We start from the raw sequence: 26,841 nt of genomic DNA, 5'->3' as shown, positions 1-26,841 counted from the left end.
TATAACTTGTTCTCCGCATCCTGCCAACCCTTTGGCTAGGGACACGATAATTCTGAAAAGAAGCGGCAATGGACAAGCTTGCAGGTCGTCAGAGATTCTCCGTGGTTGCCACTATCTGCAGGCGGTATCCCACCCCTGTTTCTGTGATCAGCAGCTGAGGATGTGCAGGATCCGCTTCGATCTTGTGCCGCAGCTGCGAAATATAAACCCGCAGATACTGCATTTCTTCACTGCCCGTTCTGCCCCACAGGTCCCGCAGGATATGGGTGTGTGTCAAAACCTTGCCGGCGTGCTGTACCAAAAGGCGAAGGAGATCATATTCGGTGGCCGTCAGTTTGACCGGACGGCCGGCGACGGAGACCAGCCGGCTGGCCAGGTCGACCTGCAAATCCCCGCTGCGGAAGAGCGCCTCGCCGGCCTCAGGAGCCAAATGGCGCAGGGCAACGCGGAGACGCGCAGCCAGCTCGCCGGTGCTGAACGGCTTGGTCAGATAGTCGTCTGCTCCGGCATCCAGCAAAGCGATTTTATCTTCTTCGGTATCGCGAACCGAGAGCACAATCACAGGGATCTGCGACCATTCGCGCAAAGCCCGCAACACGTCCAGCCCATCCCGGTCCGGCAAGCCCAGATCAAGGATGATGAGATCCGGCCGGATCATGGCGGCTTGCACCACGCCCTCCTCGCCGCTAGCTGCTTCACTCACACGAAATCCTTGCGCCTCGAGCCCGATCCGCAGATATCGGCGGATCTGGATCTCGTCATCAATGACTAATATCTTGATGGGGTTCATCTCTGGATTCCCTTAGCTGGAGGCATCATGGACTCCACTGGCAGGCGGAGGGTGATCTCCAGCCCGCCTTCCGGGGCATTGGCCGCCGAGATGGTGCCGTTCATACTTTCTATCAATCCTTTGCTGATGGAGAGGCCGAGTCCGGTGCCGCCTCGCGAACTTGGAACGATGCGGCGGAATTTGTCAAAGATATGCGGCAAAGCGTCGTCAGGGATTCCGGGGCCCTGATCTCGTACCTTGAGGATCAAGGTAGCCAGCTCCATGCCGGCCCTAACTTCAATACCGGTTTTTTCCGGAGTATACCTTAAAGCATTTTCGATGAGGTGAGCCAGCGCCTGCTCGACAAGTCCGGGATCGGTCAGGATCAGAGGGAGGTGCTCAGTACTTTGAAAGACGACGTGATGCTGCATCGCTGCCGGAATGAAGCGGCGGTGCAGGGCGCTAAAGATATCTCCGATATCGCACCATTCCAATTTGGGGTGGATGTGCCCCGATTCCAGGCGCGACATGTTGAGCAAATTCTCCACCAGGGCATTGAGCCGGCTGGCCGCGCTGCGAATCTCCTCTAGAAGGGCATGGCGGTCCGGCGCTGCAAGCGGCAGGGCGGTATCCGTCAAGGTTTCAATGGCTCCGGAAATGACCGATAGCGGCGTGCGGAACTCGTGCGAGACCGAATTAAGCAGGGTCTTGAAGAGTTTTTCCGAGGCGTCCGCCAACTCGACTTGATGACGGTTCTCGATAAATCGTTCGCGCTCGATGGCGGCGGCGATTTGGCTGCAGAAATTAGCCAAGAGCGATTCCTGATCCAGGCTGAAGATCTCCTCCTGATGGAAAGCGAGGCCTGCGACCCCATGGACCTCACGCGGGGTGGCCAGCGGTTCAAACCGTCCGTATGCCTGTGGCAGATTCGCCGTGGCCTTGCCGGCGGCCTTGCGGTTTTTGGCGACCCATTGGGCCACAGAAACTTCCTTGTCATCGGGTTGCCAGCTGCCGCCGTTTTGAATGGCTAGTCCGTCGCCGTCCTGCAAAAAAAGCGCGACATCCGCATCAAAGGTGCGGGCGATTTGTTCATGGGCGATGCGGATGATAGCCGGCAGCGAACCGGCTGCGGCAAGCTGCTGCGACATGGTATAGAGCGCTACCGCGCGCTGCTCCCGCTGCCGGACGATCTCTTCCTTGCGGCGTATCTCGGCGGTCAGTGTGCCGGTGACGATTGCGATGACAAAATACAGACAGAATATAAGCACATCCTCGACTCGCGCAATGCTGAAAGTAAAGCGCGGCGGAATGAAAAGCAAATTCCACAATAGGGCGCTCAGTCCCGCTGCAGCCAGCACAGGACCGCGGCCGATTTTAAGGGAAAGCAGCGTGACGACGAAGAGCAGATAGAGCGCGACCGACAAATAGTTAATTTGCATTGGCAATGCGAAAAGCAGGGCCGTGACGCAGCTGACCGCCAGCAGCCCCAGGCCATAATCGCTGGCCGTGCTGTGAGGATGCGGTCTGGGGATGGCTGGCGCAGGCACCGCCTCATCCATTTCGCCGCGGACAATATGGATATCGATTTGGCCGCTGGTGCGGATCAGTTTGTTGACCAGGGGTTCGCCTGCAAAGAACCGGCGCACCCGGCCTCCTCCGGGCTTGCCGACGACAATCTGGGTGACATTGTTTTCGCGGGCCACCGCCAGCAAGCCCTCAACAATATCCTCATTATACACGGTAACAAGTTCTGCCCCAAGTTCCTGCGCCAACCGCATGTTCTTCATCAGCAGCTCCGTTTGCGCCGGAGTCCGTTTCGCCGAGGTCTCGACATAGACGGCCATCCATGATGCGCCCAGAGCGGCGGCCATGCGTCTGGTCCAGCGGATCAATTGCGCCGAAAAGGGGCTCCAGCTCAACCCGGCCAGCAGCCGGTGGCTGGATTTCCACGGTCCGGCGATTTTTTCATTCTCCATCCAGGTGCGCAATTGCCGGTCGACATGGTCCGCTGTGACGCGCAGTGCCATTTCACGCAGTGCGGTCAGATTGCCGGAGCGGAAAAAGCCCCGGGCTGCGCGCCGGGCTCCTTCCGGGGCATAGACCTTGCCCTCTGCAAGCCGTTTGAGCAGTTCTGGCTCGGGTATGTCAATCAGCGCAATCTCATCCGCCCGCTCGAGCACCGAATCAGGAACCGTTTCACGAACAGGCACACCGGTGATCTCCTCAACCGTGGTCGCATAACTCTCGAGGTGCTGGACGTTGAGCGTGGTAAAGACATCGATTCCGTTATCAAGGAGTTCGAGCACATCCTGGTAGCGTTTGGGGTGGCGTGCCCCGGGAATGTTGCTGTGGGCCAGTTCGTCGACGAGGATGAGACCGGGCTGCCGTTGCAAGGCGGCATCGAGATGGAATTCGTGGAAGGTGATCTCCCGGTGGGAGAGCGGGAGGAGATCGAGGCGCTCGATGCCGCTCGTCAGAGCTTCTGTCTCGGCGCGGCCATGGGTCTCGATAAGGCCGATTACGACCTCGCGGCCTTCGGCTTTGAGCTGCCGGGCTTCGCGCAGCATGGCAAAGGTCTTGCCGACCCCCGCACACATGCCGAAAAAAATCTTCAGCCGGCCCTTCCTGATACCGGACTCCGCCGCCTTGATCTTGGCCAGCAGCGCGTCAGGTTCGGACCTGCTAGGAGAATCGTCGTTCATGATCGAACCCGCTTCAAGGTGTTGCCTTCTGTAAGGTAATGAATCCGTACGTCTTGTTCAATCTATAATTGAGTTCGCTGACGTTGACGATGGGCGCACCCCAAAGCGTGGCTGAATTTTGCCGGGTGGCGCTGTCTATCAACAAGTGGAGCTGCTGGGTTTCCTCCGGTCCGCCACCGCGGCACATGACGATTCGCATCACCTGCAGATGGGCCGCGGCCGGACTGATATCCGGATCCAGCCCCGATCCGGAAGAGCAGAGCATCTCGGCCGGCACCCGGGTGGTATCGGCAAGGCGGTTCTCCCGAAGGAACCGGCTGCGCCGCACTCTCAACGAATCATGCCATGCACCACTTGAAGGGGCAAGGTTGCTGGCGGTTCCGGGCATGGTGTTCCAGCCGCAGGCCGAGGGACGAAAATGAAAGTCCACGGGGTCATCATCCCGGTAGGCTAGCAGCCGAGAAGCGCTGACCTGCCCCTCCACTCTGAGCAGAGAGCCTCCAGCCTGATGCGGAAAAAAGAGGCGAGCCAGCAGGGTCACTGCGGCGGGGTAGAGGCCGCCGCAGATCAAGGTCATGACCAGAAGCATACGCAAGCTGGCAACGGCGTCGGAACGCAGTTTCATTCGTTTCCTTTCAAATGAGCCTAAGGGCGGCAAGGAGCAAATCGATGAGTTTGATGCCGATGAAGGGAATCAACAAGCCGCCCAGGCCGTAGAGGAGTAGATTGCGTTTCAGGGTTTCGGAGGCTGGTGCCGGCTTGACAGTCACGCCGCGAAGGGCCAGCGGCACCAGGGCGATGATGATCAGGGCATTGAAAATGACGGCACTGAGGATCGCACTGGCCGGTGAGTGCAAACGCATGAGGTCCAGCGCTGCAAGCGGGCCGCGGCTGGAGACACCGGCATAGAGTGTCCCAAAGAGCGCCGGCAGAATGGCGAAATACTTGGCGACATCGTTGGTGATGCTGAAGGTGGTCAGGGCGCCGCGGGTCATCAGCAACTGCTTGCCGATTTCGACGATATCGAGCAGCTTGGTCGGATTGCTGTCGAGGTCGACCATATTACCGGCCTCGCGCGCCGCTTGGGTGCCTGAATTCATGGCGACGCCGACATCGGCCTGCGCCAGGGCCGGCGCGTCGTTGGTGCCGTCACCAATCATGGCGAGGCGATGCCCTTGCGACTGCATGACCCGGATCGCCCGAAGTTTATCTTCAGGCCGGGCGTTGGCGATGAAATCGTCGACGCCTGCCTCCACCGCGATGGCGACGGCGGTGAGGACGTTGTCGCCGGTGATCATGATGGTGCTGATGCCCATCCGCCGCATCTGGGCAAAACGCTCGTTGATCCCGCCCTTAACGACATCCTTGAGAAATACCAGCCCCAAAACCTGATTGTCTTCAGCGACAGCCAGCGGCGTGCCGCCCTGTGCTGCGATCGCATTGCCGGCAATATGCACCGCTTCCGGGAAGGTCCCCTTTTGCTCAAGAATAAAGTCTTCGACCGCGGGCACTGCGCCCTTGCGGATTTTCCGGATACGGTTGGCGGAAAGCGGAATATCGATGCCGCTCATGCGTGATTGTGCCGTGAAGGGAATGAAATGGTAACTGTCATGCGGGGTTCCGCCCATACGCAGGTCGTACTCATTTTTGGCGAGGACGACAATAGAGCGTCCCTCCGGCGTCTCGTCGGCGATGGAGGCCAGGTAGGCGGCCTCCGCCAGGCGCCTTTTTTCAAGACCCGGCACGGGGATCAAATCGGCAGCCATGCGGTTGCCCAGTGTGATGGTGCCGGTTTTATCCAGGAGCAAGACATCGATATCACCGGCCGCTTCGACCGCCCGTCCGCTGGTGGCGATGACGTTATGGCGGAGCATGCGATCCATCCCACTAATACCGATGGCGGAGAGTAGCCCGCCGATCGTGGTCGGAATCAGACAGACCAGCAGCGCGATCAGGACCGGCAGACTGAGCAGCGGAGCGCCGGTCGCACCGGAACCCGTCAGGCTGTAGGCGCCGAAAAAGTAGAGCGAGACCGTGACCAGCAGGAAAATGAGCGAGAGCACCGTCAACAGGATCGAAAGGGCGATCTCGTTGGGCGTTTTTTGCCGCCGGGCGCCTTCGATCAGGCTGATCATGCGGTCGAGAAAGGTTTGACCCCGGACCGCTGTGATGCGCACCATGATCGCATCACTGAGCACCTTGGTACCGCCCGTGACCGCGCTGCGGTCGCCGCCGCTCTCCCGGATTACCGGAGCGGACTCGCCGGTCACCGCCGATTCGTCGACCGTCGCAATGCCCTCGATCACTTCCCCATCGGAGGGAATAATTTCCCCGGCGCGGCACTGGACCACGTCGCCCGCATTCAGCGCATCGGCCGCCACCCACTCCTCTTGCCCGTTTTGGATCAAACGGGCCCGGGTCTCGCTCCGGTTGCGCCGTAGGCTGGCTGCCTGGGCTTTGCCCCGACCTTCTGCCAGAGCCTCGGCGAAATTGGCAAAGAGCACCGTGAACCAGAGCCAGCAGCAGATCTGGACATTGAAGCCATTCCATCCCCCTTTTTGCAGCAGGAGAACCGTTGTCGTCAAGGCGCCGAGCAAGACTATAAAAATCACGGGATTTTTCAGTTGCCAGCGCGGATCGAACTTGCGCATGGTGTCGATCAGCGCACGAAAGAAAATGTCGCGCGTTAAAAGTTTTCCGGAAACTGAATTTCTGTGCATAGCCGCCTTAAAAAGTAGTGCCCACTTTCACCAAAGCATGCTCGAGCAGGGGGCCCAGAGATAACGCCGGGAAAAAAGTCAGGACGCCAATGATGGCAATCACACCGATGAGCAGTCCGGCGAAAAGCAGCGTGTCGGTTTTCAGAGTACCCGCGGATTCGGCCATTTTAGGTTTGGCCGCCAACTTCCCGGCCATGGCCAGGATTGGAAAGATCGCCGCAGCTCGACCCAGAAGCATTGACAGTGCCAGTGTGCCATTGTAAAAGGGCGTGTTGGCGTTCAAACCGGCAAAGGCACTGCCATTGTTGCCCGCGGCGGAACTAAAAGCATAGAGAATCTCAGATAGGCCATGGGGGCCGGCGATGCTGCGGCTCGCCAGTCCCGCCTTGGAAGCGACCGCAAGGGCGCTGCCAACCAGAATAAGGAAAATGGGCGCTAGCATGACGATCATCGCCATCTTAATTTCGAAAGCATCGATCTTTTTTCCCAAATACTCGGGGGTCCGTCCGGTCATCAATCCTGCGATAAAAACGGTGATCAGGACAAAGATCAGCATGCCCGTCAACCCCACACCAACGCCGCCAAAGATCACCTCGCCGAGCATGATATTCAGCATCCCGATGCCGCCGGTGAGCGGTGCGCTGCTGCCTAGCATGGCGTTGACCGAGCCATTGGATGCAGAGGTCGTCAATACACTCCAGAGTACGCTGTGGCCGATGCCGAATCGCATCTCGATCCCCTCCAGCGAAGCTTGCTGATCACATGCGGCGAAAGGCTTGCCGGCATCGACCAGAGCAATGGCAAGACCAGCCAGCAGCAGGAACAGCATGACCATCCATAAGGTCCATCCTTGACGTTTCGCACCGATCATTCTGCCAAACATTAGGACCTGACTCGAAGGAATTAAAAGAATGGCCAGCATTTCGAGCAGGCTGCTCAAGAGTGTAGGATTCTCGAAGGGGTGTGCGCTGTTGGTTCCAAAAAAACCGCCGCCATTGGTTCCGAGCTGCTTGATCGCCACTTGAGAAGCGACCGGTCCAAGCGGGATGAACTGCGGATCCCCGCGCGGAGGCACAGCGGTGACTCCGGCATTCCAGCTCTGCACCACACCCTGCCCGGCCAGCAGCAGGGCGAGAAGGAGGGACAGTGGGATGAACAGATAGACGATGGTGCGAACCAGATCCTGCCAGAAGTTACCAACGGTGGTCGCTCGTTCCAGGACAAAACTCCGGATCAGAACCAGCAGCACGGTTAAACCGGTCGCGGCGCTGAGAAAATTTAGCACAGTCAGCCCGAAAGACTGGGTAAGAGGACTCAGTGTGACTTCACCCGAATAGGCCTGCCAGTTGGTGTTGGTGGCAAAACTGACCGCAGTATTCAGGGCCAGCAGAAAGGAAACGGCGGCTTGGTGCGCCGGGTTGAGGGGCAGGTAGTTTTGGACGAGCTGGAGCGCCAGCACCAGGAGCAAACCGGCACCGTTCAGGAGGGCCAAACACCAGCCGTACTCGCGGACGCTCATTTCACGCTGCGGATCGATCCCGGCAGTCCGGTAAATCGCGCGCTCCATACCGCCGAGAAACCGGTCTGCAGGATGATGGTCACTCCTGAAGACCCTGCTCATAAAATGTGCCAGCGGGGGCGTCAGCAGGAAGAGCAGTGCAAAATAGAGCACGAAATAGGGAACAAATGAACCTTCCATGACCGGTCTCAGAATTTTTCTGGAAAGAGCATAGCATAAACCAGATAGCCGATCAAAAAGATCACCATCAGCAGGGCGAATATCCAGTCGATTTTCATGAGATTCTCCTTATCTTGCCTATAATGTAGCGGAAAGATAATAAAGGATCCATGGGCAAAGAGGCGGGAGAACCTAAAGAAAAGATAAAGAGGCTGACAGGTTTTCGTCTTCGGATTGCTTCACATTTCTGGGGTATCGCGGTCCTCAAGGAAGCGCGGGTCATTCTAAACAAATTAACGAATATTAGAATGATTTTGCTTGACATTTTGCCTTGAGCCGGATATATTGAAAATGGGGAACCCCCTTCCAGCGACCGGCCAGCCGGCTCCTATCTTCTCATTACCTTCCTATGCGTCACTTCCTGATATTCTGGTGAGTTCCCGCGCCCAGGCATGCCTTTGCCGTTAGTAAAACCAAACTTGGGAGGAATGCAGACAGGGCCCCTTCGCGGGGTGTTGCCATAGTGCTCCCTTTGCGAAAGAGGGGCTGCAGTGGAATAGCTCCCTGGACGGCGGGAAAAGCGGACAGATCCGGAATTTTGATGGTCTTTACAGAATTATGATGGGATTTACACAAGTGTGGAGGCTCTATGCGTCTCATGATGCGATCTCTGATGGCCATTACCTTGCTGGTGCTGGCCTTATTCTGCGTGACACTGGGGACCCATCCCCATACGGTTTTGGCTGCTTCGCCCAAATGGCTGCATGAAATTCACCAGACATTCGATAATGCGGACTATCCGCTCTGGATCGAATGTGCCAATGGCGGTGCCGGCGAGCTGTTTCACATTTTTGGCGATGTACATACCTTTATTCAAGCCAGGGTCGACAAAGACGGCGTGATGCATATCCAGAGCCACACGACCACCCAGGGCGCATCAGCCCAAGGGCTGACAACCGGAAATCTCTATCGTTTCATCGGCATTGAACTGGACAAGAATTACGACTTGCCGCCTTCCGGTGACGCTTTCTGTTTTCATGACGACTGGGTGTATACCCTGAACTTCATTGGCAAGGGAAAGATGCCCAACATTACGGTTCATCAGACGATCCGCGTCGACCTGTGTATCGGCTACGATCCGGTCCTGGACCGGTATTATGTCTTCAGTGAATCGTACCACGTTCTCAACGATTGGGCCAAGTGCCGATAAGCCCCGGCCATCCTGCCGTTGCGGTCCTGCGCCAGGATTAGCCGATCCGGTATGAGACTGCTGCTCATACAGGGGACTCGATTTTCTTCATCAGCAGAGATAAAAAAAGCCGGTCCCGGGAGATCTCCCGGGACCGGCTTTTTACTCTGAGCAGTAAAGAGCGGACCGGTTTACTTCTCCGCTGGCAGCAGCACCTTGGTTTTCGTTTTCGTGGGCAAAAAGATACCGATCACTCCTTGAACACCGACGGTCATGACAATGTTAAGGAAGATGGCGAGGAAGGCGAGCAGCAGCAGCGCCCCGCAGAGGGCGGCGAGGATCATGTAGAGGTTGAACTCGCCGTTGAAATAGAGGGTTCTGAGCAGCATGCCATGCAGACCGGCCATACCCATGAACGCCCCCATGCCGATACCGCCGATCAGGTGCGCCCAGAAGTGGAAATTGGCGAGCTTTTGGTTCTAGAGTTTGGCGCCGTTGGTCAGTATCGGCAGCAGCAGATAGATGGCCGAGTAGGGGGTCATGGGCAGTCCGACGAGTAAGGCGACGTGGACGTGCGGGCCAACCACCCACTGGGTGTTATGGAGGATGCGGTTCAGCCCGAGGTCCGCCTGCATGATCCCCGCCGGCACGGTTAGGGCGAAACCGAGCAGACCGCCGAGCAGGAATTTGAGCGGATTGATCATCTTGAGCGGCCGTGCGCTCCAGAGGGTGATCAGCGTGATGGCGAAGGCCAGTCTCTGGGTGATCAGTTCGAAGGCCGTGACCATCTCGCCGGAGAGGATCTTGAGAATGCCCGGCTGTGCCTGATCGGACATCAGGTGGTGCGACCAGACGGTCCAAGAGACCACCATTTCGACAGAGCGGCGCGGGCGATGTTCTCCATGAAGAGCTTTTTGCCGGTGATCATCGTCGCCAGCAGATACCAGGTGGCAGCGACGAAGATCAGCACCAGGCCGTCGGCGATCAGGTCCAGTCCCCACCAGTACCAGTTCTTGTAGAGCACGGCATCGATGGCCGAGTGCTTGAGATCATAGCCGAGCAGGGCGGCGACCATATAGACAAGGATCAGCACCCCCGTAAAGGTGAGCACCAGGGCATTGAACGCCGTGTCCACCGTGCCACGGGCCACCGCCGCAACCGGCAGGGGGACCAGAAGCTCTTTTTTCTTCTTAGAGAAGAGATTGCGGAGTCCGGTGAGGCCGAGGGCCGATTTCAACAGCGGCCACGCCTGCTGTTTTTCCCATCCCGCCGGCGTGTAGGTGATCGTCTTGAAGATGTTGACCACCCAGAGCAGAGTGCCGACCATCACCAGCGCAATACCGAGGATGAAAAAGGTGCCGCCGACCACGCTGAACTGGGTGAAATCGGCGGGCAGGGGCCAATAAAGGGGATAGAGCGGCGAATAGTGCGAGACAAACCCGGCGAACCAGAAGAGGGAGGTCCCGATGATGATCAGCCAAAGTCCAAAGCCCTGTCTTGATGCTCCACAATGCTTTTTTCATCAGGAGGAGGACGAGAAAAAGAAAGGCTAGAAGTCAATCGAATAGGTGGAACCGAAGATGCCCGCTAGGGGATGGGCGGTCATGATGGTATAAAACTGGGTTTGGGTGATCGCGGGGATCTACGAGACCTCAAAGATCCGGATGATCATGCCCTCGACCACCACGAAGCGGGCCTTTTGGTCTATTTTAATGACCAGCTTCCCGGAGGGGAGGACGAACCGGTGATCGACGACATGGATGACATACTCCCGGTCGGCCTTGATCTCCGCCCGGTTGAGGTCCATGGTCTTCCAGGGGATGGTCTCATGGATGAGGATGTGCAGAGAGACACCAATGACAACCAGAAGGCCGACGAAGGCATAAAAAAGTCCGGGTTCGACAGCTGTACTGCCTTGCCGGGTTACCTTCCAGGAGAACCATGCCATCAGCGCCAGGATCGCCAGAACATAACAGGTGCAGGCGATGGTCTGGCCCAGCAATACTACGCATATGTCACCCATAGTCCTTCCTTTTGCTAAAGGGTTGGGGATTGAATCGAATGGTCGAGCACGCGTGCGCTGCAATAAACACAGTTTCCACTCTGATCAGCCAGTCGATGTACCTGATAAAGCTCTCGATCCTGGCGGCGGACTCGACAATCTTGACGGACCCGGTTGGTTCCGCTGCCGGTGGATCACGTCCCGCTCCATATCATCAGATTTTTAAAAAGAGGGGCTATTGTTTATTTTGGCTTGCATTCCTCTGGCGTTATTTCTATATTAATTTTAATTATAAATGGTTAGGTTCGGGATAGGCCAAATTCCGCGGGGCGGACGGCGCCCGGCGAAAAGTATCCAGATTGTGTTCTCAGCCGCGTAAATTACCAGAACAGAGAAATCTTTGCCCCATCATTTTCCATCCTGTTTGATGCCTAAAAATCTGTCTCACACTGAGCCCGGTTCAATTCAGCCGAGCTGAATCATCGCAGGATCAGAGAGATTGCAGAAATACCTTGCTTTACCGATTAGCCGGGTAGGAGAATTCTGCCCCGTTCAGCAAGAGATCAAATCGTATTGTACTATTCTCTTTGGATAGATCACGTGAAGAAACTGACCCCTACATCAACACTACGCTGGCTGGCTGTGGTCGCCGCCTTGCTGCTGGTTTTGCTGCTCCCATTCCGTATTCCCTGCACGCTAAAAACGGTCGGCAAGGTCCAGCCTCGCCGGGAATGGCTGGTTGTGCGCGCTCAAGATGGTCAGATTTCGACCCATCTCTGGAATCATGAGACAGCAACATTGGAGAGAGTGACCGTTACCCAGATGCTGCGTGGCGATGCGGCAGAATTCCAGTTCCTGCCGGGGGTGTTTGGCTCGGCACAGGTCACTGAAGGGGATACGATCGCCCTCCTACATTCAGCGGACCTGATGCAGGCATCTGCGGCCTTGCAGGGCTCTCTGGTGGCAGCGAGGAGTTCTCTGTTGGCCCTCTCCACGGGTGAGAAACTCCCCCTGATCGAGGAAGCTCGTCATCAGATCGAACAGGCAGCGGTGATGGCGCAAGAGAAAAAACGGATTGCGGAGCGTCTGGCGGAACTCCTTGCCAAACACCTGGTCTCGTACCAGGACTATGAACTTGCGCTGACCACCCAACAAGCTTTTGAAGCAAATCTTGCCATCGCCCGATCCCGGTTAGCCAGCCTGCAGTCCGGAGCTAAAAAGGAAGAAATTGCTGCGATGGAGGCCCAGATCCTCCGTCTGGAGAAGGAACTGGCTGCCCTGCAGAAAAAAGCTGAGGGTTATGTCGTGCGATCCCCTATCACCGGGACCAGGATCCAGCATTTTGCCTCCGATACCCTGCTCGCCATCGCGGAAACGGGCTCCTACGTTCTCACATTGCCGGTGCGTGCCCGCGATCGTTCTCTTCTTTCAGGAGGCGAGGTGGTGACTATTCGTGCTGCTGACGGCCGCATCAGCGGCAGCGGTCCTGTGGTTTTTATCAACCCCATGCTCGAGCTGCTCAATGGCGAGCAGGTCTTTTGGGTCGTGGCGCGTTTGGAGCACCCGACCGGCCTGGTTTCTGGCCTCTTCGTCCCGACCGAAATAGCGTGCAAATCTGTTTCGAAATTGGCTTTTTTACAAAGATTTATGGAATAGACAGCATGTTTCGTTACGAGTTCAAGTATATGGTGCCCTTCAGCAGGATCGATGCCTTGCGGAGGCGGATCGGACCATTTGTCCAGGAGGACAAGTTTGCCGGGCGGCGGCCGGACCATCAGTACATCGTCCGCAGTATTTATTATGAGAACACCGGCTATCGAAGCTATGAGGAAAAGCTGGCCGGGATCGAACGCCGTGTTAAGGTGCGCATCCGGGGTTATAACCAGCCGGAACCGGAGAGTAGCGTTTTTCTCGAGCTCAAACGCAAACACGGTCCTTTCATCCGCAAGAACAGGGCACCGGTGCTTTGGTCGGAGCTGTCAGACTTGCTACGCGACCGCGATGTGGAACGCCATGTCTGCGTGCGGCGCTCCTTCGAGCAGGGCAAAGAAGATGCGCGACTTTTTTTCTATCAGCTCATCGCCAAGGGCATGAGTCCTGCAATTCTGATCACCTATGAAAGGGAGGCCTATTTCGCAACCTTCGACCGCCGCATTCGCTTGACTTTCGACAAGCATATCGGTTTTCGTCTGACACAAGATCCGCGACTTCTGTTCGATGAAAAATCGCTCACGCCACTCTTCCGCAACCATTTCGTTTTCGAACTGAAATTTGATGACAGTCTGCCCGAGTGGCTGATCGATGTCATTTCGGAATTCAATCTGCAGCGTCAGGCGGTCTCAAAGTATGCCTTATCGCTGGAGCGAGCCTGGTTTCTCCGTCACGGACGGCATCGCCGCGATTATGTATCCCTTCTGCCCGCCTGGGGAGGGATCGAACCAAGGCCCCATCGGAATCAGGAGACCGGCACGATTTAGGAGGATGAACAAAAAATCATGTTGCAGGAATTCAGCACAATCTTGACCACCGGCATCACCTTTGAACAGGTGACCATCAATTTGCTCTTTGCCCTGGTGTGCGGGCTCTCAATCTCATGGATATACCGCCTCACCTACCGGGGACCGGGTTTCGCTATCAGTTTTGTGCACGCGCTGATCTACCTCGCGATGATCACTGCTGTCGTTATCATGGTCATCGGCAACAACCTCGCCCGGGCCTTCGGCCTGGTCGGAGCAATGTCGATCATCCGCTTTCGCACCGCAGTCAAGGATACTGCAGATATCGTTTTTATCTTCTTCAGCCTGGCCATCGGCATGGCGGCTGGAGTCAGCATGCATAAACTGGCCCTCGGCGCCACCATGTTAATCGGCCTGGTTATGATCATTATGGCTAAAAGCACGGCAGTCCTGCCGATGGGGCGGAAATTTCTGCTCCAGTTTTCCCTGCTCGGCGACAGGCCCGACGCGGTGCCCTACGAAGCCATCCTGAAAGAGTACTGCCGCACCTACAAATTGATCAACGTCAAAACGGAAGAGGAGGAGAGCCTCTACGAGATTTCATACTACGTTGACTTGCGCAACGAACAACAACATTATGAGCTGGTGAATAATCTGAAAAAACTGACCGGCATGCTGCGAGTCAACCTCTTTTATGATGAGGAAGCGATTTGATATCTAGCTCCGTTCTCTCTATCCAAAGCATCGTCCGGGTTTTCGAGCCGAATTCCATGATGCCATGCAGCGCTATCGCCCCCGTCCTATCCATGTCCCGGGCCTTTAGGACGACCCTTTCATAGAGCGGCTGCTTGCCGTATTTGTTGTTCTCGCCCGGAAAAATCCGCAAGATGTATCCCTCCTTAGGTGTCTGCATCGTTTGGCTCCAGAGTGACTGCGCCATCCAATGACCAGCCCGGACCGCATTGTCCCACAGAAAAGAATTGAATACCATGGGAAAAATTGCTATCATACAGAGTGGCCCACTTATACCAGCAGAGGAGAAGCAAATGGCCAATCAATTTGTGGAGACCGTATTTGCAGGGGATGACCGATTCATCAGAGGCTTCCTGCAGGGCTGGCTTGCCGGCAGCGGCAAGGTGTACCGGTTTTTTCTGCATGGCGAGGCCGGCATTACCGGCGAGTCGTTGGGGGAAAAGTTGAAAGAGCTGGCGGGGATCGGCGAAGAGCATGCGAAGGTTCTCATCGAGGTGCCCTTTTGGGAATGCCTTAAAGCCGATGCTGTCGCGGTTAGCCACCTCGGATGGTCTGGAAAATTCTCCGGAGCCAGGACGGTGAAATCGGCACAATTTTACCTCAAGATCAAGGATGCCTCACGCGAAGATGCCCAGGCTCTGAAAGAGATCATCCGCAACCGCCCCGATACCCTGCAAGTCGAAGGCTGGAAGGAAGAGGAAAAAGTGAACCAGGGTGCCAGGGGTATCGAGCTTTATGCCCCGCTCCATGAGTATCTCTATTCCGCATCGGGAAGCTTCAGCGGCCCGATCGACCTCCTGATCGATCTGCGCCAAAAGCTGCTCAGCCACTCTTCCGCCATAGCGGAGGGGATCCGGATACTATATGAATAGGGCGAGCAGACCCCTCAGCGAGTTCTTTGCAAGCGAACAGGCTTCGAGCATCATTCTGATTCTCTTCACAGCCGTTTCGATCGCCATGGCCAGTATCTCATGGGGTGGCACCTATCTGCTGTTCTGTCACACTAAAATCGGCCTGAGGGTGCCCGGCCTCGTGAACAGTTGCAAGATCGGCATCCTGGCCGGCTCGATTTGCGCTGGCCTGACCGGCCTTCTCATCCTCGGAGCAACGCGGAGAACAGCTGCACGCCCGTAACCAGATCCTGAACTGCCGTTCCCAATAGGAGGAATGCCTCATGCGTCAACGTGCAGTCGTCTGGTTCTATCCCCTTCTTATCCTTGGCTTGCTGATCGGCTGCGCCCCGGTTTTGAAAACGGGGCGGGGAGGGGCGGTCTTACCGCGGCCAACGGTCATCCTCGGCATCTTCGGGGGCATGGGACCGGAGGCCACGGCGAACCTCTATCAGCTTGTTGTCGAACGCACCCCGGCAACCAGAGACCAGGAGCATATCCCCACCCTGATCTACAGCCTACCACAGGTGCCGGACCGCACCACCGCCATCCTCAGCGGTGATCCTTCGATCCTCCCCTTCCTCAAGGAAGGCGTGACCCGGCTGGAAAAAGCGGGCGCTTCCTATATCGCGATTCCCTGCAACACCGTTCACTACTATTACGATCAGATGCAGGGATCTGTCAAAATTCCCATCATCCATATGATCCGAGAGACGGCAGAGGAGGTGAAGACGCGATATCCGCAGGCGAAAAAGGTCGGGCTGCTGGCGACCTCGGGTACTATTTCGACTGGCCTCTATGAGAAAGAGTTCGCCGCGCGGGGCATCGAGGTCGTGGTGCCAACGAAAAATATCCTGGAGAACTATGTCATGAAGGCCGTCTACCTGATCAAGGCGCACGGCGACAAACAGCAGGCCGAGGAGTGGCTCTGCCTCGCCGGCAAGGAGCTGGAGCATGACGGCGCGGAGGTGGTGGTGCTGGGGTGCACCGAGATCCCGCTGGCCTTCAATCCCAAACGCTCCGGCGTGCCGGTGGTGAGCGCCACCCGGGTCCTGGCAGACCGGGCCATCGCGCGTTATCAGGAGTTCCTGAGGATGGAGATAAAGTAGCATTGGGGGGGAACACGCCATTAGCATTGAAAAAGAACGGGGCGTATGGCGGGCGTGGGATCAGCCTCGGGATCGCCTTCAGGATCCGGAAGGCTGGCGTCTGTTGTTGCATCCTGCCAAAGGAGGATCCATGCGAAAACTGTTCATTTTGCTGATTCTGCTGTTGTTCCTGGTCATGCCGGCGGCTGCGCAATCCACCCTACCCCGCTATGATCAGCGCGCCGGTTTTCTGCTGGCCGCACCCAGCGCTTTCGATGATGGCCTGTTGGGGTTCGTCAATCCTGCAACCCTCGGTACTCTCACCCTGCCAGAACTTCGGCTCGGTTTCGGGACCGATGCCGGTGACTGGAACGCAAACCGCCACTGGGGCCTCTTGACCGGCGCCCGCAATGCCGGGTTCGGCTGGATTCGTCAGGGGGAGACGGATGAGTACCGCTTCTCCCTCGCCGGTGGGGATGAGGGCTTCTCGCTGGGGGTTGGCTATGGCTGGACCAAGGGGGCTCCGGTGAATCACACCCTGGTGACGATCGGTTCGCTGATCCGGCCTTCCCGCATGGTCTCCATCGGTCTCAGCGGCCTCTTTTCGCAAAACCACCCGGAGCGCGAAGGCCTTTTCGAACTCGCTCTCCGACCGCTGGGGACCGACCGTCTCACACTCTTCGGCGATTGTGCCGCCGACGCCAGGGAGAATCTGAAGAATTCCTCCTGGAGCGCCGGCGCCGTAGTTAAACTCCTGCCCGGCCTCCATCTCACCGCCCGCCGCTTTGACACGAAAACATGGAGCGCCGGCTTGTCCTTCAGCCTGGGTTCGGCCGGCGTCGCCGCCCAGAGCATGTCCGGCCGGGACGAGGAGTCCGGGCCTACCTACTACGGGCTCCGCCTTGGCGGAAGAAGGGAGAGCATCGTCGCGCGCAAGAATTCCTGCTATTATACCCAAACGCTGCGGGGCGGGATCCGCTACCAGAAATTCCGCTGGTTCGACGACGAATCCCGCTCGCTCAGCGGCCTGCTCGACGATCTCCAGGGCGTCATCGACGATCCCGCGGTCGCCGGCGTCGCGCTGAACCTCTCCGGCCTGGCGGCCGGACCGGAGATGGTCTGGGAACTCCGCGAAAAACTGAAAGCAGTACGGCAGGCGGAAAAGCATATTATCGTATTTCTCGAACGCGGCGGCATGACCGAGTATCACCTCGCCAGCATAGCCGACTGCGTCGTCCTTGATCCCGAGGGCATGCTGCAGCTGCCGGGCTATATCATGGGCCGGACCTTTCAGAAGGAGATGCTCGAGAAGCTGGGGCTGGGATTCGACGAATGGCGCTTCTTCAAGTACAAATCGGCGAATGAATCCCTCTCCCGCGACAGCATGTCGGATGCGGACCGCGAGCAGCGCCAAGCCCTGCTTGATGATCGCTACGCCGTAGTCCGCGAGGATATCTGCAGCGCGCGCCGCATGACCCCCGCGCAGTTTGACGCTTTGATTGACAGCACCGTGGTTTTTAATGGCAGCGATGCCCTCAAACACGGGCTGGTCGACACCCTCAGCCGCTGGATCGATGCCGACAAGATCGTGGCGGCGCTGGAAAAGGGCAAGAAGCCTTTTATTTCGGGAAGGAAGCTGGCGAAGCAGACGATGCCCCGACTGGAATGGGGCGCGCGGCCGAAAATGGCCCTGGTCTACGCTGTCGGCGTCTGCGATCTCGAGAGCGGCATCAAGGCGCGGAAACTTGAAAAGATCTTTACAGACCTCACCAAAGACCGAAGCATCAAGGCGGTAATCTTGCGCGTCGACTCGCCGGGCGGCGACGGTCTGGCCTCGGACCTGGTCGCCGAGGCGATGAAAAAATGCAGCGAGAAGAAACCGGTCATCGTCACGCAGGGCAGCGTCGCCGCTTCGGGCGGCTACTGGCTCTCGATGTACGCCGACACGGTCGTTTCCGCTCCCTTCACCGTTACCGGTTCTATCGGCGTCATCGGCGGCTGGGTCTGGAACAAGGGGCTGGGTGATAAACTTGGGCTCAGGACTGATCACGTGCAGGTGGGAGATCACGCGGATCTGGGATTTGGCATCCAGCTACCTCTGGTGGGCTTGGAGGTGCCGGATCGGAACCTCACCGCGGACGAGCGTACCCGGATGGAGCAGTTGATTCGGTCAATGTACAGCGGTTTTGTCGGTAAGGTCGCTGCGGGCCGTGCCCTGAGCGCCGATTCAGTGGGCCAGATCGCCCAGGGGAGGGTCTGGAGCGGGCTTGCTGCACAAAAGCTCGGCTTGGTGGATGTCATCGGCGGGATGGAAGAGGCGATCGCGCTGGCCAAAGAGGCAGCCGGGATCCCGGCCGGACGCGAGATTGACCTTATCGAGTATCCAAGACCCGCCCTGTTCGAATTCTCCTCTTTCTTTTCCGGTGTCCGGGCAAAGACGTCACCCTCATCTGCGGAGAATCCCGAATGGGAGTACCTCAAAACCATCGCCGGTCATCCGGGGGAGCCGCTGCCGCTGCTGCCGCCGGATTATATCATCCAGTGAGGGTGCCTTTGACCCTCTTGGTCTCGCCCTGTTGGTCGACGGCGAACCTTTTTTGATTCTTGGCGCCCTATGCCACAACTCCACTGCCTGGCCGGCTATCCTGCCGCAGGTCTGGACGGCGATGGCGGAGCTCGACGTCAACACCCTCGAAATTCCAGTCTATTGGGAGCAGTTTGAGCCTCGACCCGGCCAGTATACTTATGATGTCATTGACACTTTCATCACCGAGGCGCGCGAGCACGGTCTGAGACTCGTTCTGCTCTGGTTCGCCGTCTGGGATGTGGATATCACCTTCGGCCGTTTCAACCGGCTGGCCCGCGTCATCTGCAAGTCGAGGAGGGCCGATACCGCGAGGGTGAATTCAAGGCTGACCGCATCCTCAACGGGGATCAGACCGACTGGAGACTGGTTTTCTCGAGTCCCACTGTTTTTGCGCGTTCAGCTTTATACGCGATAGTCAGAGCTGTTGAGTACACTACTCCCTCATCCGGAAGCTCTCACAGGACGCCGCGATATTGCAATCAGCCTGTTTCACCGGATTCCGCAGGATATAAAGGAGATTCCGCGATCATCAATACCCTCCAAATAATACCTTGAAATTTCGGTTAACCTTGACGAAATATCCAGGTATGGCCCGTCGCTATCTGATCCAGGGGAGCGCTTCATGTGATTTGATCGCTCAGTGTTCCTAGACAGTGGCCGGATGTATCAGCTATCTGGAATTGGGCGGCTTTTTTCTGGGGGAGATTGCCCCTTCTGATCTCAACAAACTGTGGTTGCAGGGCGGTTTTCCCCTCTCGTTTCTGGCTGCCATCCCTGAAGATTCACCCGGGATTGACATCCAGCGACCCCGTGTCGCTGACCCACTCGATGGCGTTGCGCAGCAGCCGGCGAAACCGGGGATCTTCAAAGGCCCGATGATCATGGCCCGGCTGCAGATAAACGATACGGGAGCGGCCATAGGTGTGCGCCCAACCGATAACCGGACTGCTCTCCGGATGATTGGTGCGCAGCAGCGGATGAATATCTGGCCGGGTGATGAATCCGCCATAGACCTCATCATGTAGGATGAAATCGCCGAGGCCCCGAGTGACCGGATGACGGCGATCGGCGATCTCCACTTTGACCTCGACATCCTCTCGATAGGTGGAGGCAGGCAGCATCCGGCCCGCACGTTCCACCGCCGCCGGCAGATATTTTCCCCCTACCATCCTCTCATACTCCGGCCAACCGGGATTGGCGCACAGCGCATGATGGAGGAAAACCACACCGGTCCCCCGCTGCAGCAGCTGCGTCAACTCCTCCTGCACCGCAGCACTGATGGAATCCGGCATATCATAAAAGAGCACGACCTCAAAGGGCTGCTCGCCGGCGGAAAAGACCCCCTGTTCGAGCGGATGGATTTTTTCCTTCCAGATGATGTCACCGAATTCATCGAACATCCTGAAGAAAGCTGCGTGTTCGAAATCGTGGCCGCCGGTGATGATCAGAATTTGGCGCGGTTCGAAGTGGGCGGTGGGCGTGCAGCAAAACGATAGGAGCGCAAAGTAAAGGAGGTTCTTCATGGACGTGTTCTCCGGTTGAGTAGGGTGAACGGGACCGGCGGAGGGCCGGAGCAGAAACGGCCGGCATGAGACAATCTCCCCTCATTATGCTGATTTATATCGTGCCAGTCAAGCTTGCTTTCCCCACCCACCGGTTATCTGCCGAAATAGCGCAGCGCCACGCAGGTCATGTCGTCCGACTGCTCCTGCGCCCCGGCGAAAGCCTGCACATCCCCGATCACTCCCTCCGTCAGCCGCTGCACGGCTTCTCCCCGATGGCGCTGCAGGGATTCTTCAACCCGTTGCTCGCCGAACATCGCCTCTCCGGTGTTGGTCGCCTCGGTGATGCCGTCGGTGTAGAGAAAGAGGGTATCTCCCGGCGCCAGTGAGATCACATTGGATTCATAATCGCGGTTTTTCAGGCAGCCCAGCATAATCCCGCCGCGATTGTCGAGCGGCTGGATCCGGCCCTCCCGGGTGATGAGATAGGGGAGGGTGTGGCCGCCGTTGCAGTATTCAAAAGAACCATTGCGGCTGTCAAAGATGCCGTAAAAAACCGTGACAAACATCGAGGCCAGGCTCTCATCCACGAGAATGTTGTTGACGCTCTCCAGGCAGGTGTCCGGAGGAATCCCTTTCAGGGCGGTGGCCTTGAGCAGGGTCTTGCTGACGGCCATGAACATCGCTGCCGGGATGCCCTTGCCGGAGACGTCGCCGATGATGAGGCCAACCCGGGATTTGTCGATGAGGAAAAAATCGTAGAGGTCGCCGCCTACCTGCCGCGCCGGGATCATGCGGGCGTAGAGATCGAACTCCTTGCGGTCCGGAAAGGGGGGGAAGGTCTTGGGTAGGATCGAGGTTTGGATCTCGGTGGCGATTTCGAGTTCGTGCTGGATGAACAGCAGCTGATCGCGCGACTGCATCGCCTCCTTGAACAGCCTCAGGTCGTTGAGCGACTTGTTGATCGTGATCTCAAGGTCGTTGAAATCGATAGGTTTGATGATGAAATCGAAGGCGCCGCGGTTCATCGCGATGCGGATGTTGTCGATGTCCCCGTAGGCCGAGACGATGACCGAGCGCAGGGTGGGCTTTTCCTGCTCCTTGATGCGGGTCAGCAAGGTCAGACCATCCATCCCGGGCATGTTAATGTCGGTCAGAACCAGATCGATAGTCTCATCCTCCGCCAGCAGGCCCAGGGCTTCCTCCCCGTTGCCTGCGAAGCGGAAGGTAAAGATGCCCTCGCGAATCTGCTTCCTGAATCTTTGTAGGATGAGCTGCTCAAGATCAGGCTCGTCATCCACAACCAGGATGGTTGCAGTCATTTCACACTCCCGAGTATGGAATTATCTGGGCAGGCGGATGATGAATTCCGCAAACCGGCCTTCCTCGCTTTCGAAGAAGAGCTGTCCGCCGTGCTGATGCACGATTAGATCGTAGCTGATCGACAGTCCAAGGCCTGTGCCCTTACCAGGCGGCTTGGTGGTAAAAAAGGGGGTGAAGAGCTTCTCCCGGACCGCGGCGGGTATCCCGTCGCCATTGTCGCGGATGCGGATCTCGATCCAGTCGCCTCGGCTGCGGCTTTTCACGGTGAGGGTGGGCCTGAAATCCCCGTTCTGTTTTAGCTTCTTGCGATGCACCTCGTAACAGCCGTTGGTGATGATGTTGAGAAAGACGCGGCTGACATCCTGGGGCACGATGTTGATTTTGCCGACCTCAGGATCGAAATCGGTCTCGATAGTGAGGTTGAAGGTATTGTCCTGAGCGCGCATGCCATGATAGGCCAGATTGATGTCCTCGGCCAGCATGGCGTTGATATCGGTGAGCTGGCGTTCGTCCGACCGGCCGCGGGAGTGTTGCAGCATGCTCTTGACGATGCTATCGGCCCGCTTGCCGTGCTCCTCGATCCTAGCGGCGTTCTGCTCCAGCATGGTGAGGATTTCAGCGATGGCCGACGGGTCTTGCGGCTCGCGGCTCAACTCATCGCGCAACTCCTGCACCAGATTGCGGGAGAGCTGGGCGAAATTGTTGACGAAATTGAGGGGATTCTTGATCTCGTGCGCAATGCCGGCGGTGAGGGCGCCGAGGGCAGCGAGCTTGGATTGGGTGACGAGCTTTTCCTGTGTGGCCTTGAGCTCCTCGAGCAGGGCCGCAAGCCGGTGATAGGCCTCGGCATTGTCGAGGGCGATGGCGCTGTAGACGGCCAGGTTGCGCAGCATATTGACGTGATAGTCGGTATAGGCATGGCCGACGCGGCTTTGCGCTGAAATCACGCCAATGGCCTTGCCCTTGTTCCAGAGGGGAAGGTAGAGGAGCGAGAGGGGGGGATCTCCGTGCAGGGTGGAGGTAAGGACGCCCCGATCTTCGCCGCATTCGGCGCTGCAGTCGTTGATGACGATTTCCCGATGCCGGTTGAAACAGCGCACCGCCAGATGCGTTTCGTCCGACAGCGCCACAGAGAAGGGCTCCAACGTCCGGTTGTCTTCAATGGTGGCGGGGAATTCGAGCACACCCTTGGCGGGATGGTGCAGCCCGATGGTGAAAACGGAGGCATCCATCAGGGTATGGACATTCTCGTAAAGGGTATGGATGATGTTTTCGATCGACAACGAAGAGGTGATGTCCCGGCCGATCCGGCTGAGCTGCTCCACATCCTCCTTTTGCGAATGGACCTGATCGAGCGCGGTTTTCAGTTCACTGTTCTGCTTCTCGATCACCCGGCTTTGTCGAACCCGGATGAGGTAACCGCGCCACAGAATGATGGAAAGGCAGAGGCCGAGCGCGGCTGCGGTGATGCCATTGATCTGGTTGGAGATCAGGATTGCGGGATTTTTCTGGGTCAGGGAGATGGCAAAATAAAAGACCGTGAAGGAGATGAGATAATAGAGCAGCGCAAAGCGCGGCGGCGTCAAAAGGACGAGGCCGGTTATGAGACAGGTGATCAAGTAAGCAGTGATGTTGTCGGTGACCAGTTGGTCGGCCGCCGCCAGGGCCACACCCTCCAGCAGAAGGATCACCGCGGTGAAGTGGATGCAAACCAGCGCCAGCCGGCTGTTTTTTCCGGGCTTGTAGGCGAAGAAGTAGATGACGAGGTTGATGATGACAAAGCTGACCAGCAGGATGGCTTGACAGATCCAGATCGCATGCCGCCACTGATAGGTCACGCCGGTCTCGCCGGCCGACTTGACGAAAAAGAAAATTAAATAGCTGGCGCTGGTAGGGATGGCCAGGAGGGAAAGGTAAAAGACGCGGCGGATGTTCTCCAGGTCGATGACCGTCCGGGTGAGCTCCTTGTCCTCAGGTGAGAGCCGGAAAGCGGCTGCTGCTTTGCTCAATCCTCTCCGTGCGAGAGAAGGCCTTGATCCGGATGCCATGATCGGTCCCCCTTCCTGCGACTTGTCTGAAAGGCTATGTCGCCCATCCGCCAGCTTCTCCGCGATGTCACCTCCCGCAGGAAGATGATTCTCTCTCCTGCCTCATCCTGTTATTTATAAAATAACAAATGACGCGACCGAAATCAAGCCATAATCCAATAATTTTATGCCGGGCATTCCTCTTGGGGCTGCGGCTAACGTGGGTGCGCCAGACGCCATTTTCGGAAACCAGCGATTATCCCTTTTGCTGATGATAAGATAATACTATAATTCGTCTCTTTTTGCCAATTGACTTGACAGTTGCCGGTCCTTGGTGTATATTGAAATAAAAGAGGAGGTCCGTATGGAAAAAACCAAGGGGTTATGCATTAGGATGATCGTTTTGGCCACGATGCTGGCGGCTCCGTTGATCGCACGGGAGGACGGGGATGCAATCGATTTCACCACTGGCAAAGCGGCGGCCGGAAGGAGGCCTGTTGCTCTAGCGCGCCAGTCGGTCACGGCCGGAAATGTTCTTTGGGACCTGACGCATGGAGTCTATCTGGACTATCAGCCGGAACGCCGATACAGCATGATCTGCGATTCTTTGCACGGTCGGGGCTATTCGGTAGTCACCACCACCAACATTGCATCCGCCGACCTTAACGCCTACAAAATCCTAGTCATCTCCTTGGGTTCAGCCTGGGAAGGCTCCTACACCGAAGCGGAGCGGGACAAGGTTGTTGCCTTTGTGCGAAACGGCGGCGGGCTGCTGCTCATGGGCGATAATCCCCTGCATTGTCCCAATGGCAATCTGAGGAGGATCGCTGAAGCATTTGGAGTGACCCTGGGTGTTTCATGGCAGGACGAGTATTCGATTACCGGTTTTTCGGACCACTACCTGTGCGGTGGGCTGACCAGACTTCACTGGCAGGCCTGGGGAGATCTCGGTGTGACCGACCCCGCCCGTGCCGTCATTTTCGGCCGCTACAACCATCTTGCAGTCGCGGTAGCCGAAGCCGGCGCCGGCCGGGTGGTAGTGGCCGGAGATGTCAATTTTTGTGATAACGACTATCATCTGAATTATGACAACAAGCTTCTCACCTATAATATCTTTGACTGGCTCGCCCAATCCACCCGCGAATGGACCGGTGGCCCATTCGATTTCAACGATGGCACGACGCAGGGATGGAGCCACAGCAAGGTTTTTCTCTATAATGGCAGCGCTGTTAAGTCCAATTTTGCCTTCGGACTGAGCGATGAAGTCAATTACCCCAACGCGCCCGGAAAGGATCCTTTGGGAGATAATAAAATGTCCCTGGGTTTCAGTACGCCGGGAGGTCTTGGCATAGACAATTCAGAATGGAAGCTATGGGCGATTGCGGAATATTCACCCGAGCTGGCCTACTCCAGCGCGTGGCAGAATGCGGCGGGTGTCAGCGTCAAGATCGCAGAGAGCATGGCGGGTTCCGGGGTTGTCCTGACCGCGATGATTCATCTGGTTGGCTACGATCAGGATGCGCTGCACTACTTCCAAATGCCAATGGAACGCGCCGATACCCTGATCCACGATGATCCTTCAGATGATCTCGCCGAGTGGAATGATCTGACTTTTATTTGGGCCGGCAAAGCGGGGCTGCCCACCAACTATATTATTCATAAGTTTATGATCGTTCTATTGGGAACAACTAGTGGAGAGTATCTGCCGGGCGGTCTTTATATCGATGAGGTGGAGCCGATCGCGCCTGGTGGGGCACCCGACATCGCCTGCAATGCCGCTGCCCTCAGCTTTGGCATCGTCAGCGTTGGGCAGTGGCCGGAGAAAACCATCATACTCTCCAACACCGGCACAGCGCGACTGACCGTCAAGGCTCCCCGTCTCACCGGCCCTGATGCTGGGGAATTTCACCTCGCCGGAGATGTACCCGGCTTCGCCCTGCGCCCGGGTGATTCCCGCCCGGTCACCATCCGGTTCGCCCCGCTGAGCGCGGGCTCGAAAAAAGCCGAGCTGAGTTTCACCAGCAACGATCCCGATGAAAGTCCTCTGATCATCACCCTGACAGGGACAGGTGGCGGGGAGACCGGTCGTCTGATCACCTTCAGCGTGACGACGCCGGTCAGCACGCCCGCCGGTGATGCGATCTACCTTGCCGGGAATTTCAATGCGTGGGACCCGGGTCCGGCACAGGCGGGCACCGACGGCCAGCAGCATGACCTGCTGATGACCCAGACCAGCGACTACCATTGGCAAATCGTTCTGCCCTTTGCTAAAAACCAGACTCTGGAGTATAAATACACCCGCGGCGGCTGGGACAAGGTCGAAAAGGGTCCGGGAGGTGAAGAGATCAGCAACCGCATCCAAGACGCGGGTGATGCCGATCTGAAAATCACCGATGTTGTCGGTGCCTGGGCGGATGTCGGCTCGGCGGTTGAAGATCGCACCAGCGGGGAGGTGAGCGCTTTCCGGCTTGAGCAGAACTATCCCAATCCCTTCAACCCGGCCACGCTGATCCGTTATACCCTGCCGGCGGAGACCGAGGTGACACTGGAGATTTTCGATGCCCTGGGGCAGCGGGTGCGAAGTCTGGTGAATCAAAGGCAGCAGGCCGGCAACCACACCGTATGGTTCAATGCTTCAGGTCTGGCCAGCGGCCTTTACGTTTGCCGGCTGCAGGCGGGCACCTGGCAGGCGAACACCAAAATGCTGCTGATCCGGTGACCGGCTGCAAATAGACTCCGGTTCGTTCCAGCTCCGCCGGATGCTGCAAGAAGTTTGACCAACGTGAGAAGAGGATGAGCTGTTCGTTCTGCACCGCAATAGCCGGCAGCTTCGCTGAAGTGCCGTTCGCAGGGCGGGAAATGCTCTATGATACCGGCCATGAGGACGTGTTCATCGACCGCTGCGAGACCTGCGGGGCTCCCTATCTGGGGTTGGGCCTGGATATTTACGATGAGTACTGCGTCTGGTGGGCCAGGATATCTGAAGAGGAGGTCAACGATCTGAAGAACATCGACATCAATCCCTGGTCGATTGAATTTCTGATCATCAAGCGGATCAGAAGAAACCCTGTGCATATCCGCTGGGTGGGCACGCGGGGGATCGAGATCGTTCAGGGCCATGCCGATATCGTGTATGGTCTGCCACACTGGTAACA

At 57.3% G+C, this 26,841-nt stretch carries 24 protein-coding genes; 11 read left to right on the top strand and 13 right to left on the bottom strand.

The genetic code is table 11. The features are described from left to right. Positions 1-88: 88 nt before the first annotated feature. From PLH32_00400 to kdpF, 6 genes are read right to left on the bottom strand one after another with little or no spacing between them, the layout of a single operon-like run. Positions 89-790: a response regulator gene (locus PLH32_00400; GenBank protein ID HQJ63046.1), complete on the bottom strand. Its 702-nt coding sequence runs from the start codon at positions 788-790 to the stop codon at positions 89-91. Next, a complete protein-coding gene (locus PLH32_00395) occupies positions 787-3,471 on the bottom strand; it encodes a sensor histidine kinase KdpD (protein ID HQJ63045.1) in 2,685 nt (894 codons plus the stop codon). Before PLH32_00395 ends, PLH32_00400 begins: the two co-directional genes overlap by 4 nt. 13 nt (positions 3,472-3,484) lie before the next feature. Next, positions 3,485-4,096, bottom strand: a complete 612-nt coding sequence (locus PLH32_00390) for a potassium-transporting ATPase subunit C (GenBank protein ID HQJ63044.1) — start codon at positions 4,094-4,096, stop codon at positions 3,485-3,487. A 10-nt stretch (positions 4,097-4,106) separates the two neighbouring features. After that, positions 4,107-6,191: a potassium-transporting ATPase subunit KdpB gene (gene kdpB / locus PLH32_00385; protein ID HQJ63043.1), complete on the bottom strand. Its 2,085-nt coding sequence runs from the start codon at positions 6,189-6,191 to the stop codon at positions 4,107-4,109. A gap of 7 nt (positions 6,192-6,198) precedes the next feature. Beyond that, positions 6,199-7,890 carry a potassium-transporting ATPase subunit KdpA gene (kdpA, locus tag PLH32_00380; GenBank protein ID HQJ63042.1) on the bottom strand — a complete coding sequence of 564 codons (1,692 nt, stop codon included), beginning with the start codon at positions 7,888-7,890 and terminating at the stop codon, positions 6,199-6,201. 8 nt (positions 7,891-7,898) lie between these two features. Beyond that, positions 7,899-7,988, bottom strand: coding sequence for a K(+)-transporting ATPase subunit F (gene kdpF, locus PLH32_00375; GenBank protein HQJ63041.1), 90 nt, complete (start codon positions 7,986-7,988; stop codon positions 7,899-7,901). Positions 7,989-8,518: 530 nt separating this feature from the next. Here kdpF and PLH32_00370 point away from each other — a divergent pair. Then, positions 8,519-9,079 carry a hypothetical protein gene (locus PLH32_00370; GenBank protein HQJ63040.1) on the top strand — a complete coding sequence of 187 codons (561 nt, stop codon included), beginning with the start codon at positions 8,519-8,521 and terminating at the stop codon, positions 9,077-9,079. A gap of 170 nt (positions 9,080-9,249) precedes the next feature. Here PLH32_00370 and PLH32_00365 read toward each other — a convergent pair whose 3' ends face one another. The 4 genes from PLH32_00365 to PLH32_00350 all read right to left on the bottom strand — a co-directional run bounded on the left by PLH32_00365 (position 9,250) and on the right by PLH32_00350 (position 11,081). After that, positions 9,250-9,465, bottom strand: coding sequence for a hypothetical protein (locus PLH32_00365; GenBank protein ID HQJ63039.1), 216 nt, complete (start codon positions 9,463-9,465; stop codon positions 9,250-9,252). Positions 9,466-9,537: 72 nt separating this feature from the next. Next, the gene (locus tag PLH32_00360; protein HQJ63038.1) at positions 9,538-9,894 is read right to left on the bottom strand and encodes a cbb3-type cytochrome c oxidase subunit I; all 357 of its coding nucleotides are present in this window, start codon (positions 9,892-9,894) and stop codon (positions 9,538-9,540) included. Continuing rightward, entirely contained in the window at positions 9,894-10,427 is a 534-nt protein-coding gene (locus tag PLH32_00355) for a hypothetical protein (GenBank protein HQJ63037.1), read from the bottom strand. The genes PLH32_00360 and PLH32_00355 overlap by 1 nt, the downstream gene beginning before the upstream one ends. Before the next feature lie 273 nt (positions 10,428-10,700). Then, the gene (locus PLH32_00350) at positions 10,701-11,081 is read right to left on the bottom strand and encodes a hypothetical protein (GenBank protein ID HQJ63036.1); all 381 of its coding nucleotides are present in this window, start codon (positions 11,079-11,081) and stop codon (positions 10,701-10,703) included. A gap of 579 nt (positions 11,082-11,660) precedes the next feature. Between PLH32_00350 and PLH32_00345 the strand changes: the two genes are divergently transcribed. From PLH32_00345 to PLH32_00310, 8 genes are all read left to right on the top strand, one after another. Then, entirely contained in the window at positions 11,661-12,716 is a 1,056-nt protein-coding gene (locus PLH32_00345) for a hypothetical protein (GenBank protein ID HQJ63035.1), read from the top strand. 5 nt (positions 12,717-12,721) lie between these two features. Then, positions 12,722-13,537, top strand: coding sequence for a polyphosphate polymerase domain-containing protein (locus PLH32_00340; protein HQJ63034.1), 816 nt, complete (start codon positions 12,722-12,724; stop codon positions 13,535-13,537). A gap of 18 nt (positions 13,538-13,555) precedes the next feature. Beyond that, positions 13,556-14,230, top strand: coding sequence for a DUF4956 domain-containing protein (locus PLH32_00335; GenBank protein ID HQJ63033.1), 675 nt, complete (start codon positions 13,556-13,558; stop codon positions 14,228-14,230). Positions 14,231-14,562: 332 nt separating this feature from the next. Next, a complete protein-coding gene (locus PLH32_00330) occupies positions 14,563-15,141 on the top strand; it encodes a hypothetical protein (GenBank protein ID HQJ63032.1) in 579 nt (192 codons plus the stop codon). Beyond that, complete coding sequence (locus PLH32_00325) at positions 15,134-15,403, top strand: hypothetical protein (protein HQJ63031.1); 270 nt, start codon at positions 15,134-15,136, stop codon at positions 15,401-15,403. Before PLH32_00330 ends, PLH32_00325 begins: the two co-directional genes overlap by 8 nt. Before the next feature lie 40 nt (positions 15,404-15,443). Next, positions 15,444-16,268 (top strand): amino acid racemase, encoded by an 825-nt coding sequence (locus PLH32_00320; protein HQJ63030.1) that lies wholly within the window; start codon positions 15,444-15,446, stop codon positions 16,266-16,268. 130 nt (positions 16,269-16,398) lie between these two features. After that, entirely contained in the window at positions 16,399-18,792 is a 2,394-nt protein-coding gene (locus PLH32_00315) for a S49 family peptidase (protein ID HQJ63029.1), read from the top strand. A 31-nt stretch (positions 18,793-18,823) separates the two neighbouring features. Then, the gene (locus tag PLH32_00310) at positions 18,824-19,249 is read left to right on the top strand and encodes a beta-galactosidase (GenBank protein ID HQJ63028.1); all 426 of its coding nucleotides are present in this window, start codon (positions 18,824-18,826) and stop codon (positions 19,247-19,249) included. Positions 19,250-19,616: 367 nt separating this feature from the next. On the opposite strand, the gene PLH32_00305 is transcribed toward PLH32_00310, so the two are convergent. The 3 genes from PLH32_00305 to PLH32_00295 form a co-directional block, all read right to left on the bottom strand. Next, positions 19,617-20,357, bottom strand: coding sequence for a ThuA domain-containing protein (locus PLH32_00305; protein HQJ63027.1), 741 nt, complete (start codon positions 20,355-20,357; stop codon positions 19,617-19,619). 134 nt (positions 20,358-20,491) lie between these two features. Then, complete coding sequence (locus PLH32_00300; protein HQJ63026.1) at positions 20,492-21,658, bottom strand: SpoIIE family protein phosphatase; 1,167 nt, start codon at positions 21,656-21,658, stop codon at positions 20,492-20,494. 21 nt (positions 21,659-21,679) lie between these two features. Further along, positions 21,680-23,668: an ATP-binding protein gene (locus PLH32_00295; GenBank protein ID HQJ63025.1), complete on the bottom strand. Its 1,989-nt coding sequence runs from the start codon at positions 23,666-23,668 to the stop codon at positions 21,680-21,682. Positions 23,669-24,050: 382 nt separating this feature from the next. On the opposite strand from PLH32_00295, the gene PLH32_00290 reads away from it, so the two are divergent. Then, on the top strand, positions 24,051-26,405 hold the full coding sequence (locus PLH32_00290) for a choice-of-anchor D domain-containing protein (protein HQJ63024.1): 2,355 nt from the start codon (positions 24,051-24,053) through the stop codon (positions 26,403-26,405). Positions 26,406-26,479: 74 nt separating this feature from the next. Then, positions 26,480-26,839, top strand: coding sequence for a hypothetical protein (locus PLH32_00285; GenBank protein HQJ63023.1), 360 nt, complete (start codon positions 26,480-26,482; stop codon positions 26,837-26,839). Positions 26,840-26,841 lie beyond the last annotated feature (2 nt).

This window comes from bacterium (assembly GCA_035419245.1).
GTDB lineage: Bacteria > Zhuqueibacterota > Zhuqueibacteria > Residuimicrobiales > Residuimicrobiaceae > JAKPUX01.
The sequence above is the reverse complement of the archived record's forward strand: the minus strand, read 5'-3'. Positions and strand labels throughout refer to the sequence as shown.

Excerpts from the sequence above, each read along its gene's own strand:
- PLH32_00305 (HQJ63027.1), bottom strand. The coding sequence starts at position 20,357 with ATGAAGAACCTCCTTTACTTTGCGCTCCTATCGTTTTGCTGCACGCCC.
- kdpF (HQJ63041.1), bottom strand. The coding sequence starts at position 7,988 with ATGAAAATCGACTGGATATTCGCCCTGCTGATGGTGATCTTTTTGATC.
- PLH32_00340 (HQJ63034.1), top strand. The coding sequence starts at position 12,722 with ATGTTTCGTTACGAGTTCAAGTATATGGTGCCCTTCAGCAGGATCGAT.
- PLH32_00290 (HQJ63024.1), top strand. The coding sequence starts at position 24,051 with ATGGAAAAAACCAAGGGGTTATGCATTAGGATGATCGTTTTGGCCACG.
- PLH32_00365 (HQJ63039.1), bottom strand. The coding sequence starts at position 9,465 with ATGGCCGGTCTGCATGGCATGCTGCTCAGAACCCTCTATTTCAACGGC.
- PLH32_00300 (HQJ63026.1), bottom strand. The coding sequence starts at position 21,658 with ATGACTGCAACCATCCTGGTTGTGGATGACGAGCCTGATCTTGAGCAG.
- kdpA (HQJ63042.1), bottom strand. The coding sequence starts at position 7,890 with ATGGAAGGTTCATTTGTTCCCTATTTCGTGCTCTATTTTGCACTGCTC.
- PLH32_00315 (HQJ63029.1), top strand. The coding sequence starts at position 16,399 with ATGCGAAAACTGTTCATTTTGCTGATTCTGCTGTTGTTCCTGGTCATG.
- PLH32_00325 (HQJ63031.1), top strand. The coding sequence starts at position 15,134 with ATGAATAGGGCGAGCAGACCCCTCAGCGAGTTCTTTGCAAGCGAACAG.
- PLH32_00395 (HQJ63045.1), bottom strand. The coding sequence starts at position 3,471 with ATGAACGACGATTCTCCTAGCAGGTCCGAACCTGACGCGCTGCTGGCC.
- PLH32_00360 (HQJ63038.1), bottom strand. The coding sequence starts at position 9,894 with ATGTCCGATCAGGCACAGCCGGGCATTCTCAAGATCCTCTCCGGCGAG.
- PLH32_00400 (HQJ63046.1), bottom strand. The coding sequence starts at position 790 with ATGAACCCCATCAAGATATTAGTCATTGATGACGAGATCCAGATCCGC.
- PLH32_00390 (HQJ63044.1), bottom strand. The coding sequence starts at position 4,096 with ATGAAACTGCGTTCCGACGCCGTTGCCAGCTTGCGTATGCTTCTGGTC.
- PLH32_00285 (HQJ63023.1), top strand. The coding sequence starts at position 26,480 with ATGAGCTGTTCGTTCTGCACCGCAATAGCCGGCAGCTTCGCTGAAGTG.
- PLH32_00335 (HQJ63033.1), top strand. The coding sequence starts at position 13,556 with ATGTTGCAGGAATTCAGCACAATCTTGACCACCGGCATCACCTTTGAA.
- PLH32_00350 (HQJ63036.1), bottom strand. The coding sequence starts at position 11,081 with ATGGGTGACATATGCGTAGTATTGCTGGGCCAGACCATCGCCTGCACC.
- PLH32_00370 (HQJ63040.1), top strand. The coding sequence starts at position 8,519 with ATGCGTCTCATGATGCGATCTCTGATGGCCATTACCTTGCTGGTGCTG.
- kdpB (HQJ63043.1), bottom strand. The coding sequence starts at position 6,191 with ATGCACAGAAATTCAGTTTCCGGAAAACTTTTAACGCGCGACATTTTC.
- PLH32_00320 (HQJ63030.1), top strand. The coding sequence starts at position 15,444 with ATGCGTCAACGTGCAGTCGTCTGGTTCTATCCCCTTCTTATCCTTGGC.
- PLH32_00330 (HQJ63032.1), top strand. The coding sequence starts at position 14,563 with ATGGCCAATCAATTTGTGGAGACCGTATTTGCAGGGGATGACCGATTC.